Origin of the sequence: Pseudoalteromonas piscicida (assembly GCF_000238315.3) — a bacterium.
Lineage (GTDB): Bacteria > Pseudomonadota > Gammaproteobacteria > Enterobacterales > Alteromonadaceae > Pseudoalteromonas > Pseudoalteromonas piscicida.
In genome coordinates this window covers 3,282,758-3,295,362 of sequence record NZ_CP011924.1, presented here as the reverse complement: position 1 = coordinate 3,295,362, position 12,605 = coordinate 3,282,758, and the positions used below count along the sequence as shown (strand labels likewise).

Sequence of the window (12,605 nt, the reverse complement as noted above, 5' to 3'; positions counted from 1 at the left end):
GCTAGACTGCCTTTTACTTGCTTTTACCAATCAGCAAAAAGCCAGCAGTTGCTGGCTTTTGTATCAGCAATTAATTTTGTAACACTGAAATATCTGCAGTATTAAGGAATAACTTACTTAACTGACCAAGTAGTGCTAAACGATTGGCCTTAACCGCTTCATCGTCCGCCATTACCATAACATTATCAAAGAAGTTATCTACTGCTTCACGTAAACTTGCTAAACACGTCAGTGCAGTTTGATAATCACCTTCAGCGTAAACAGGTGCAAGCTCAGCAGTTAACGCAGCAACTTGTGCAGCCAATGTTTGTTCAGCTTCCTCTTGAAGGAGTGAGCTCTCCACCGCAGCTTCTGACGCGACGTTATTCTTCGCTAAAATGTTGTTTACACGCTTATTGGCAGCAGCTAACGCTTCAGCTTCCGCCAACGTTCTAAAGTGACTAACCGCTTTTACTCGGCGATCAAAATCAACTGGGCTCGTTGGACGTCTTGCAAGTACTGCTTGGATCACATCCACGCTGATACCTTCATCTTGGTACCAGGCACGGAAACGACCTAACATAAACTCAACCACTTCATCGGCAACATTTGCATTGCTTAGCTTATCACCGAATAACGTCATTGCTTTGGCAACGATATCCTGAATATCTAATGGTAGTTCTTTTTCTACCATAATACGCAATGCGCCAATGGCAGCACGACGCAGTGCAAACGGGTCTTTATCGCCTTTTGGTGTTTGGCCGATACCAAAAATGCCAACCAAAGTATCAAACTTATCCGCAAGCGCCACAGCAAAACTGATTGGGTTAGACGGTAGATTATCACCAGCAAAACGCGGCATATATTGCTCATTTTGTGCTAGCGCGACTTCTTCCGCTTCGCCATCAATGCGCGCGTAATGCATACCCATCACGCCCTGAACGTCAGTAAATTCCATGACCATTTCAGTCATTAAATCGGTTTTACTTAGTAAACCCGCACGCTCTGCTAGTGCCTTATCAGCACCAAGCTGCTCCGCAATAAAACCAGCGAGTGCCGAGATACGCTCTGACTTGTCTTTTAGTGTGCCAAGCTGCTTCTGAAATAACACTGAATCAAGTGACTCAAGACGGCTTTCGAGCGTTTTCTTCTTATCCGTTTCAAAGAAGAACTGAGCATCTGCCAGACGCGGGCGAACCACTTTCTCGTTACCCGAGATCACCACCCTTGGATCTTTACTTTCAATGTTAGAAACAAACAGGAACTTGTTGATCAAGTTGCCTTGCTTATCTAACAGTGGAAAGTACTTTTGGTCGTCTTTCATGGTGTAGATAAGTGCTTCATCAGGCACTTGCAAGAAAGCTTCTTCAAACGAAGCAACTAAAGTTACTGGCCACTCGACTAGTGATGTAACCTCTTCAAGAAGATCTTCATCCATCGCTACTTGCGCGCCGAGCTTTTCAGCTTCAGCTTCAATCTGACTACGAATTAACGCTTTACGTGCTTCGTAATCCGCAATAACGTATGCACCTTTTAGCACTGCATGACTATCATCAGCATGTTCAACACGAACACGCTCTGGGTGATGGAAACGATGTCCTTGCAGCTCATTGCTAATAGCTTTACCTAGCACTTCACCTTCAACTTGTTGACTACCAAGTAGTGCAGCTACGGTATGCACAGGACGGATAAATTGCGTCTTGTTCGCACCCCAGCGCATCGGCTTTGGAATAGGTAACTTAGCCAGTGCTTTGTTGATCACATCGCTTAGTAACGCTAAGGTCTGTTGCCCCTCTACTTTCGCTTTGTGTAGCAGCCAAGTACCCTTGTCAGTTTCTAAACGCTCAGCATCATTAATATCAATACCACAACCACGAGCCCAACCTAGCGCCGCTTTAGTCGCGTTACCATCGGCGTCAAATGCCGCCTGAATAGCTGGACCACGCTTTTCAACCACTTTATCGGCTTGTTGCGTTTGTAATGCTTTAACTTGAATGCCTAAGCGACGAGGTGATGCATACCAGCTCACGCCTTCATGGCTAAGCTCTAATGCTTCAAGTTCTTGCCTAGTATTTTCTGCGAATGACTCAGCAAGGTTGCGTAACGCCTTTGGTGGTAGCTCTTCAGTACCAATTTCTACGAGTAAGTTTTCAGTCGACATTATTTATCCTTACAAAGCGGGAAGCCAAGTGCTTCACGTGCGTCATAGTAAGCCTGTGCACAGGCTTTTGATAAAGCACGAACTCTTAATATATAGCGCTGACGCTCAGTTACTGAGATAGCATGACGTGCGTCTAACAGGTTAAATGCATGAGATGCCTTCATTACCTGCTCATAAGCTGGTAAAGGAAGCCCTGCTTCGATTAGCTTTTCGCTTTCTTTTTCACACTGGTCAAACTGCTTAAATAATGCCTCTACATCCGCATATTCAAAGTTATATGTCGACTGTTCGATCTCGTTTTGCATGAACACGTCACCGTAAGTTACGCGCCCCATTGGACCATCAGTCCAAACGAGATCATAAATGCTATCTACACCTTGTATATACATCGCAAGGCGCTCTAAACCATACGTAATTTCACCCGTTACCGGTGAGCATTCAATACCGCCAACTTGCTGGAAGTAAGTAAACTGAGTCACTTCCATGCCATTCAACCATACTTCCCAACCTAATCCCCAAGCACCTAGCGTTGGTGACTCCCAGTTATCTTCAACAAAGCGCACTTCGTGCGTTAATGTATCAATGCCCAACGCTTCTAGAGAGCCTAGGTAGAGCTCCTGAATATTCTCAGGCGATGGCTTCAATACAACTTGGAATTGGTAGTAATGCTGAAGACGGTTAGGGTTTTCACCATAACGACCATCCGTCGGGCGGCGACAAGGTTGTACGTATGCGCTCGACATTGGCTCAGGACCAATGGACTTAAGGAAGGTCATCGGGTGGAATGTACCCGCACCAACTTCCATATCTAAAGGTTGAGCTACAACACAGCCTTGCTGCGCCCAGTAATCCTGTAAAGCCAGGATCAAACCTTGGAAGGTTTTGATATCGTATTTTTGCATAGTTGGCTTATTTTTATCTGGTACTTATCGTATGTAAACGCCTTCAGTAATTTGGCGCTCACGCTAGATTCAATGATTGAAAATTATGCTCAGTATACCGCGAGCGCAGAAGGGTTTTAAGCTTTAAAGCATAAAAAAAGGAGGGAAAATCCCTCCTTTTTACTAGATGTTTGAGTTTACACGTCTAAGTTAACAACTCTCAGTGCATTTGTTTCGATAAACTCTCGACGAGGTTCAACTTGGTCACCCATCAAGGTTGCAAACAATTGGTCTGCAGCAATGGCATCTTCAATGGTCACACGGAGCATACGGCGAGCACCTGGATCCATCGTTGTTTCCCAAAGTTGGTCAGGGTTCATCTCACCCAATCCTTTATAGCGTTGTGTATACAAGCCACGCTTAGACTCTGAGATAAGCCATTCAAGACCAGCCTCAAAATATTCGATAGCTTGAGTTTTCTCGCCACGCTGTACATAACCGCCTTCGCTGATCAAACTACCAATCTGACGACCCGTATTCGCAATGCGAACATAATCTTTAGATGTAATAAAGTCGAAGTTCAAAGTATGCGCTTTATCAACACCGTGCTGACGAATATTGATCACCGGATAATACATATGGCGCTCTTCATCAAATGCCACTTCTGCGTTGAAGATAGTGGCGTCTTCGTCTTTCTTCACAAGATCAGCAACCAAGTTTTCAGTCCACGCCGTTACTTTTGCTTCATCAGATAAGTCTGACTCGGTTAGCTCTGGGTGATAAAGCAAACGGTTCATGATTGAAGACGGATACTTACGCTTTAAACGCTCAATGATATCTATCGTATTTTGATAATCATGTACTAGGTTTTCTAGTCTGTTACCAGTAATTGGCTCTGCACCTTCCGACGGATATAGTGATGCTTCGTTTAGCGCTAATGTCGTTAAATATGAAGTTAGCGCATTATCATCTTTAATATAACGCTCTTGCTTACCCTTCTTCACTTTATATAGTGGAGGCTGAGCAATATAGACATAACCGCGCTCGATGATCTCTGGCATTTGACGATAGAAGAAAGTCAGTAGCAGTGTACGGATGTGTGAACCATCCACGTCCGCATCGGTCATGATGATGATGCGGTGATATCTTAGCTTTTCAGGGTTATATTCATCACGTCCAATACCGCAACCTAATGCAGTAATTAGTGTTGCCACTTCCTGAGAAGAAAGCATCTTATCAAAGCGTGCTTTTTCTACGTTCAGGATTTTACCTTTGAGCGGCAGGATTGCTTGGTTCTTACGATTACGACCTTGCTTAGCAGAACCACCCGCCGAGTCACCCTCCACTATATATAGTTCAGAAAGTGCAGGATCTCGTTCTTGGCAGTCAGCGAGTTTACCCGGTAGACCGGCTAAATCCATAACGCCCTTACGACGAGTCATTTCACGAGCCTTACGTGCAGCTTCACGTGCGCGCGCAGCATCAACGATTTTGTTTACAACGGTTTTTGCATCGCCTGGGTTTTCTAGCAAGAATTCTGTTAGCTTTTCAGCCATCATTTGCTCAACAGCCCCTTTCACTTCACTAGAAACGAGCTTATCTTTTGTCTGTGAAGAGAACTTAGGATCAGGAACTTTAACACTAACAACAGCAGTCAAACCTTCACGAGCATCGTCACCCGTAGCACTGGTTTTATACTTTTTATTAAAGCCTTCTTTTTCCATGTAGGTGTTAAGCGTACGCGTAAGTGCTGCACGGAAACCTGCTAAGTGAGTACCACCATCGCGTTGAGGAATGTTATTGGTAAAACAGTAGATGTTTTCTTGGAAACCATCATTCCATTGCATAGAGACTTCTACGCTAATGCCATCATCACGTTCCGTCGAAAAGTGGAAAACACTTTGATGAACTGGTGTCTTCTTACGATTTAGATACGCAACAAATGCTTGAATACCGCCTTCGTACTTGAAGTGATCTTGTTTATTCTCTTCGCGCTCATCATTCAAAATGATGCTCACACCAGAGTTAAGGAAAGATAATTCACGTAGGCGCTTAGCTAGAATATCGTAGTGGAAATTTGTATCTGAGAACGTTTCAGCACTTGGCCAGAATCTCAATTCTGTACCAGTAGATTCCGCTTCACCGATAACACCTAACGGCGCATCTGGAACACCCATAGTGTATTTTTGCTGATGCACTTTACCATCACGGCGGATTGTTAATTGTAGTTTTTCAGAAAGTGCATTTACAACAGAAACACCTACACCGTGCAAACCGCCAGATACTTTATATGAGTTATCATCAAATTTACCGCCGGCATGTAGTACAGTCATGATAACTTCTGCCGCAGAAACCCCTTCTTCTTCGTGAATTGAAGTTGGGATACCACGACCATTATCTCGAACAGATACAGAGCCATCGGTATGAATTGTTACGAAAATATCGTCACAATATCCTGCTAGTGCTTCGTCGATTGAGTTATCAACGACCTCAAACACCATGTGATGTAAACCAGTACCATCGTCTGTGTCACCGATATACATTCCCGGACGCTTTCTTACAGCATCCAATCCTTTAAGTACTTTAATACTCGACGAATCGTAATTTTCCGACATGGTTTCTTCCAATTATTTTGTTATTAAGCTGCCATGTTCCACGTGGAACATTTTAATTTCACGTTCCATTGGTTCAATAACGGCGGCAATACTTTCTGGAGTAATAGCCGTGATAAACAGCTGTGACTGACATTGCGCCAACAAACGCGATACCGCCACCTTAGTATCTTCACTGAGCTCCGAAGGTAAATCATCAATAAGCAGAATTGACTGCTTATTACTCTCTTGGTCAATCAAACTGTTTTGCATTACTTTAAGTGCATACAGTAATAACTTGAGTTGACCACGAGAAAAAATATGTTCTACGCTGTTTCCTTGAGTATAAAAGTTAAAGTCAGCCTTATGCGGCCCTTTACTTGTATAGCCAAGTTTTACATCTCGCTCTAACTGATTTGTTAATACCTCAGCTAGTTCCCCCTTCCAGCCCGCTTGAAAGCGAATTTCAAGGCCTTTAATTATAGGGCTTATATCCCCTATCTTATCAAAAAAATGCGTCTGAAACCTACCTATATAAGCCTCTCTAAACATATTTATTTGCTCAGCAAGGCGCACAAACTCTTTATCCCAATAACTTAGCTGGGATTGGAGATCTCTCGGTTTAGATTTCAATAAAGCGTTACGTTGCTTGAGCACCTGATTAAACATTTTCCATGTGGAATAAAACTGATGTTCCACGTGGAACACACCTAAATCAAGAAACTTACGACGCTCTTTTGGACCACCAAAAAACAGTTCATAACTTTCAGGTGTAATAACTTGGACAGGTAAAACCTGTGCTAATTCTGCCACTTTCCGGCTTGCCTGCCCCTGAATTCGAAGCTTAGTTTCGCCACTGGTATATTTACTAATGCCAAGCGGTATAGACAAGTTATGTAGTTGTTTTTTTGCATGAACAACGCAATGAGAAGCCTCATGCTTGATCATTAATTTTTGCAGATTGGTACGGAAAGATTTACCACTGGAGAGAAAGTAAATGGCTTCGAGCAGACTGGTTTTACCGCTACCATTTTCACCGAGAATGACATTAACCGCATTGCTAGGTGAAAGCGCCATCGCCTCAATGTTTCGAAACGCATTGAGGCTAAGGTGAGTTAAACTCATAACTCTATAAACGCATCGGCATAACTACATACATTGCATGTTCGTCACCAGCGGCTTCAATAAGCGCACTGCTGTTCGCATCAGAAAGCGTAAATTGTACATCTTCAGACTTTATTGTATTTAACACGTCTAATAAGTAAGAAACGTTAAAACCAACTTCAAGATCATCGCCTTGGTAACCTACCTCAACAATTTCTTCAGCTTGCTCCTGCTCTGGGTTATTGGCACTAATTTTTAATTGTCCATTACTCAGATTCAATCGTACGCCACGAAACTTCTCGTTAGAAAGAATAGACACACGCTGAAATGCACTACGTAGCCATTCGCGATTTGCGGTAACCAACTTGTCCCCGCCACGAGGTAATACGCGACGATAATCAGGGAATCGCCCATCCACCAGCTTACTCGTGAAAGTAAATTCGCTGTCGATGATGCGCACATGATTAGCGCCAAATTGAATGGTGATAGTTTCATCATCCGCAGGCAATAAGCGCATGATCTCTTGCACGCCCTTACGAGGAATGATCAATTGACGCTGCGTTTGCAATGACTCAGGTAATTTTTGCTGCGCAATTGCCAAACGGTGACCGTCAGTGGCTACCGTTTTAATTTCATTATTATCTACTTCGAACGACATACCATTTAAATAGTAACGTACGTCTTGGTTAGCCATAGAGAAATGCGTTGCTTCTAGCAATTTTCTAAGCTCTAAACGCGTTATGGCAAACTCAACCTCACCGTCCCACTCTTCAAGATTAGGGAAGTCTTCAGCGGCTAAGGTTGTCAAAGAAAAGCGACTTTGACCGCTAGTCAGTAGCAATTGATGCTCTTGGCTACTCAGCACTAAATCCGAGTTATCAGGCAAGCTCTTACAAATATCTAGGAGCTTTTTTGCCGGTAAAGTGATCTTGGCGTCTGGCACATTGGTTTCAAGGGCAACAGATGCAACAAGCTCTATCTCTAAATCTGTACCTGTCATATGTAACGCGCCATTTTTCACTTCTAGCAATACATTAGACAAAATAGGCAGTGTATGTTTGCGCTCAATGGCACCCGACACCTGTACCAGTGGCTTTAAAAATAGTTCTCTTGGAATCGTTATTTGCATCATTTAACCCTTAAGAAGACAGCGTTCTAATTAAGTTTTGATAATCTTCTTTTACCTCATGACTTTCATCACGAAGTGCTTTTACTTTTCTACACGCATGTAACACGGTGGTATGGTCGCGGCCACCAAATGCATCACCTATTTCTGGTAAGCTGTGGTTTGTCAGTTCTTTAGACAATGCCATGGCAACTTGTCTTGGTCTTGCAACTGAACGGCTACGACGTTTTGACAATAAGTCAGAAACACGAATTCGATAATATTCCGCCACGGTGCGCTGGATATTATCGATGGTAACGAGTTTGTCTTGTAGCGCTAATAAATCGCGTAGCGCTTCTTTAACAAAATCGATAGAAATTGGACGACCAGTGAAGTTGGCATTAGCTATCACGCGGTTTAACGCACCTTCTAACTCTCGCACATTAGAGCGTAATTTCTTCGCAATAAAAAAGGCAACTTCGTGTGGCAAGTTAATATTACTTTGCTGCGCTTTCTTCATTAAGATAGCAACGCGAGTCTCTAATTCTGGTGGCTCAATAGCAATAGTTAACCCCCAACCAAAACGCGACTTCAGTCGGTCCTCGACCCCTTCTATTTCTTTGGGGTAACGGTCAGAAGTTAGAATAATTTGTTGGTTGCCTTCAAGCAGCGCATTAAAAGTATGGAAGAACTCTTCTTGCGAACGCTCTTTGTTTGCAAAGAATTGGATATCATCAATCATCAATGCATCAACGCTACGGTAGTAACGCTTGAATTCTTCAATGGCATTATTTTGTAGTGCTTTAACCATGTCCTGAACAAAACGCTCTGAATGCATATAAACAATTTTTGCATCCGGTTTTTGTTCAAGAATACCATTGCCCACGGCATGTAATAAGTGTGTCTTACCTAAACCAGTTCCACCATAGATAAATACGGGATTGAATGCAGAACCTGGATTATCTGCAACTTGCGTTGCAGCGGCTTTTGCCAGCTGGTTAGATTTACCTTCTACAAAGTTATCAAAGGTGTAATTCTCTTTAATATTAGCCTTGTGCGAAGATTTAGGAGCGGGCTCAACTTTTTCTACCATCTTTGGCTGAGTGCCCTGCAACATCGACGTGTTATCGGTCGCATGACCTACACTTGTGGCTTTTTCGTTAGATACACTTGGTTGTGCAGCTAACACAGGTTTGCTGCCTACATCAAAGTGCAACTCTGGTGCTTCATCACCACAGATCTCAATCAGTAGTTCATTGATGCGGTGGAGATACTTTTCTCGTACCCAATCCAATACAAAACGATTCGGCGCATAGATAGTTAGCGTATCATCAGTACTTTCTGCCTGTAGTGGTCTTACCCACATGCTAAATTGCTGAGATGGCAATTCATCTTGCAAAACATATAAACAACTTTGCCAAACCGACAGATACACTCTGAACTCCAATAGGTTTTGATTCCCGGGAATAAAAAATAGAGCATTCAGATCTAAATAGTCAGATCTAAATGAAAGGATCGCCGGAAATACTTAGTTTTTATTACAAAATCACTGGTGGAAGCGGGGTATTATGAAGTGATCTTATCCACAAGTTCAATATTGACATTTAGAAAAAGCAAGATCTCACCCTAGCAAAAAAATAAACACATGAAATTTAAAGGTTTTTATTTTTTACCCACAAGTAAGATCATAGCAAAAAACTCTCCCGATCTCACCCCAAAATTAAGATCAAATTTAGTTTTCCAGAGCTTTTCCTATTCTTACTAAATGCTATAATGCCGCCCATCGGATCAGATCTATGCAGATCGATTTCGTATTGATCCTACTTTATGTAGATCGTCTATGTTTGCTCGATAGCTTTGCCAAGTTTTGTCTATATATAAGGATAAAGAAATTCTACTGTGGATTATTTAGCCACAGAGAACAGATTTTGATTGACTTTAGACGCGCTCAGCTTTAATATCTCGCGCTCGCAATGGCACCTGTGCCAGGATCGCGACCTGCATAGGATGTTTTAACTTTTAACCGATCGGATGGAATTGTTATGAAAAGAACTTTTCAACCTAGCGTACTTAAGCGCAAGCGCACTCACGGTTTCCGTGCTCGCATGGCGACTAAGAACGGTCGTAAAGTATTAGCACGTCGTCGTGCTAAAGGCCGTAAAGTACTTTCTGCTTAATATTTAGTGGAAGACTTTAGCTTTAGCAGGGAGTTACGTCTGTTAACTCCCTCGCATTACTCCCGCATATTTCAAGAGCCAGCTCGCGCTGCTACGCCTTATTTTACTCTACTTGCAAAACCAAATGATGTTGGTCATCCAAGACTCGGTTTAACTGTAGCAAAAAAACGCTGCAAAAAAGCATGTCAACGAAACCGTATCAAACGACTTGCCAGAGAAAGCTTTCGATTAAATCGTCATAAACTTGATAACATCGATATTGTGTTGATGGTCAAAACCGGTGTTGACGAGCAATCTAATGAAGAGCTAACTAAACAGCTCACTAAGATGTGGCGCAAAATAAATGAACGTTGTAAGCCTGGTGCACCTAAACCACCTTTTAAGCCAAAGCCTCAACACAAGCGTTCAAAAAATCCTCAAGCTAACGCGAAAAAGCAATAATCTGCTTTAGCCTTTCCTTTTTACGGCGCATTTACCCTTGCTAGCATAGTAATTTTACGCCAATTAAGGTAAGGTTAGCTCACCTTTTAATCAGCTATATCAATGGAAAAATAGTCTGTTTTTGCCTACTTGGGTTTAAGCAGTAAATTGAGGAAATTGGTATCTACAAAGCCATGAATTCAACTTCAGGGCGTAGCAAGATCAGAGATCAGTTCAAAGCAGTTTGTTCGCTTCCCAAGCGCCTGCTTATATTGCTGATCCACGGTTATCAACAATGGATTAGCCCCCTACTCGGGCCTCATTGTCGCTTTAACCCGACCTGTTCTAGTTATGCAATTCAAGCAATTAATTTACATGGAATTGCAAAAGGGAGTTGGTTAGCGGTTAAACGCATATTAAAATGTCACCCTTTGAGCGCAGGTGGAGATGATCCTGTACCTGTGAAGTCGACTAAAGTTAAACAACACGAGAAATAAGAGCTGTTATGGAATCGCAACGCACGTTTTTATTTATCGGTTTGTTGCTGGTTTCGTTCCTACTGTTCCAAGAGTGGACACAAGAACAAAACCAACCGCAAGCTGATACCAGTGCCGTCACACAACAAGTGGCGAACTCAACCCCAACAGAAGAGCAAGCTGATGTACCAGCATCAAGCCAATCCGATGTCCCAGTTGTAGCAACTCAGGCAACGCGTTCTGTCATTAGTATCACTACCGATGTACTTTCGGTAAAAATTGATACTAAAGGCGGTGACATCATTGAAGCTAATTTACTACAACACGCAGAAACCCATGGCAGCGACACGCCTTTCATGTTACTTGGTGAATTTGAAGGCAAACAGTATGTTTCACAGAGTGGTTTAATTGGTTTAAACGGCCCTGACGCGAACAAGGCTGGTCGCCCAGTCTATGAGTCTGCACAACAGCAATATGAGCTTAATGGCGATACATTACGTGTACCACTGACTTTTACTGATGAGAAAGGCGTACAGTACACAAAAACTTACGTATTTAAAGCAGGTAAATATGACGTTGACTTAGAATACCAAGTTAACAACACCACCTCATCACCTGTTCAAGTACAACTGTACACACAAATCAAACGTACACGCCAAGATAAAGGCAGCATGGTTGATCAGACCTACTTAGGTGCAGCCTATGGTACCGCTGAAGAACCTTATGAGAAATACAGCTTCTCTGATATGGCGGATGCGAACCTGAATAAAAATACCCAAGGCGGCTATGTTGCTTTCCTACAGCACTACTTCGTCAGTGCATGGGTGCCAGATCAGCAAACCAATAATACGATTTATACCGCGCTTAGAAATGGTAATGGTATTGTTGGTATGAAGAGCGAGCCAACCAATGTGCAAGCAAATAGCACGGCAACTATCCATGCCGTGTACTACATGGGTCCTAAAGACACAGAAGCGCTTGAAGCAATTCAAGAAGACCTAGATCTCACTGTAGACTACGGCTGGTTATGGTTTATTTCACAACCTTTACTGACTCTGCTTAAGTTCCTTTACGGTATTTTAGGTAACTGGGGTCTGGCGATTATTGCTATCACTTTGATTGTGAAAACGGCGTTATACCCACTAACTAAAGCGCAATACACCTCAATGGCTAAAATGCGCATGCTACAGCCTAAGATGCAGGCACTAAAAGAGCGTTATGGCGATGACCGCCAGAAGTTCGGCCAAGCGATGATGGAAATGTACCGTAAGGAAAAAGTGAACCCAATGGGTGGCTGTTTCCCACTACTACTACAAATGCCAATCTTCCTAGCCTTGTTCTACGTATTCCTTGAATCAACGGAACTACGTCATGCTGAGTTTATGTTGTGGCTAACGGATCTATCATCAATGGACCCGTACTACGTACTACCAGTGCTATTTGGCGCAAGTATGTTCCTAACCCAAAAACTACAGCCAATGACAGTTACAGACCCAATGCAACAAAAGATGATGACTTACATGCCAGTCGTGTTCTCAATCTTCTTTATTTGGTTCCCATCAGGTCTGGTACTTTACTGGTTGGTTTCAAACCTTATCTCTATCGCTCAGATGCTTATCATCTACCGTGGCATGGAGAAAAAAGGCATGAAAGTACGCGGTTAACGCTCGTACACCTTGAATAAAAAACGCCAGCTTCACAGCTGGCGTTT

At 42.8% G+C, this 12,605-nt stretch carries 10 protein-coding genes; 4 read left to right on the top strand and 6 right to left on the bottom strand.

Annotated features, from left to right (window positions below; genetic code table 11):
- Window positions 1-70: 70 nt before the first annotated feature.
- The 6 genes from glyS to dnaA all read right to left on the bottom strand — a co-directional run bounded on the left by glyS (window position 71) and on the right by dnaA (window position 9,256).
- A complete protein-coding gene (gene glyS / locus PPIS_RS15075) occupies window positions 71-2,140 on the bottom strand; it encodes a glycine--tRNA ligase subunit beta (protein WP_010376833.1) in 2,070 nt (689 codons plus the stop codon).
- Window positions 2,140-3,042, bottom strand: a complete 903-nt coding sequence (gene glyQ / locus PPIS_RS15070; protein WP_010376835.1) for a glycine--tRNA ligase subunit alpha — start codon at window positions 3,040-3,042, stop codon at window positions 2,140-2,142. The genes glyS and glyQ overlap by 1 nt, the downstream gene beginning before the upstream one ends.
- A 176-nt stretch (window positions 3,043-3,218) precedes the next feature.
- A complete protein-coding gene (gene gyrB / locus PPIS_RS15065) occupies window positions 3,219-5,636 on the bottom strand; it encodes a DNA topoisomerase (ATP-hydrolyzing) subunit B (protein WP_010376837.1) in 2,418 nt (805 codons plus the stop codon).
- Between the two features lie 12 nt (window positions 5,637-5,648).
- Window positions 5,649-6,737, bottom strand: coding sequence for a DNA replication/repair protein RecF (gene recF / locus PPIS_RS15060; RefSeq protein WP_010376840.1), 1,089 nt, complete (start codon window positions 6,735-6,737; stop codon window positions 5,649-5,651).
- Window positions 6,738-6,741: 4 nt separating this feature from the next.
- The gene (gene dnaN, locus PPIS_RS15055; RefSeq protein ID WP_010376842.1) at window positions 6,742-7,845 is read right to left on the bottom strand and encodes a DNA polymerase III subunit beta; all 1,104 of its coding nucleotides are present in this window, start codon (window positions 7,843-7,845) and stop codon (window positions 6,742-6,744) included.
- Between the two features lie 10 nt (window positions 7,846-7,855).
- Window positions 7,856-9,256, bottom strand: coding sequence for a chromosomal replication initiator protein DnaA (gene dnaA / locus PPIS_RS15050; RefSeq protein WP_019647537.1), 1,401 nt, complete (start codon window positions 9,254-9,256; stop codon window positions 7,856-7,858).
- A gap of 607 nt (window positions 9,257-9,863) precedes the next feature.
- Between dnaA and rpmH the strand changes: the two genes are divergently transcribed.
- From rpmH to yidC, 4 genes are all read left to right on the top strand, one after another.
- Window positions 9,864-9,998, top strand: a complete 135-nt coding sequence (gene rpmH, locus PPIS_RS15045) for a 50S ribosomal protein L34 (RefSeq protein WP_010376846.1) — start codon at window positions 9,864-9,866, stop codon at window positions 9,996-9,998.
- Window positions 9,999-10,004: 6 nt separating this feature from the next.
- Complete coding sequence (gene rnpA / locus PPIS_RS15040) at window positions 10,005-10,439, top strand: ribonuclease P protein component (RefSeq protein WP_010376847.1); 435 nt, start codon at window positions 10,005-10,007, stop codon at window positions 10,437-10,439.
- Window positions 10,440-10,612: 173 nt separating this feature from the next.
- Window positions 10,613-10,915: a membrane protein insertion efficiency factor YidD gene (yidD, locus tag PPIS_RS15035; RefSeq protein ID WP_010376850.1), complete on the top strand. Its 303-nt coding sequence runs from the start codon at window positions 10,613-10,615 to the stop codon at window positions 10,913-10,915.
- Window positions 10,916-10,923: 8 nt separating this feature from the next.
- A complete protein-coding gene (gene yidC, locus PPIS_RS15030; RefSeq protein ID WP_010376852.1) occupies window positions 10,924-12,558 on the top strand; it encodes a membrane protein insertase YidC in 1,635 nt (544 codons plus the stop codon).
- Window positions 12,559-12,605 lie beyond the last annotated feature (47 nt).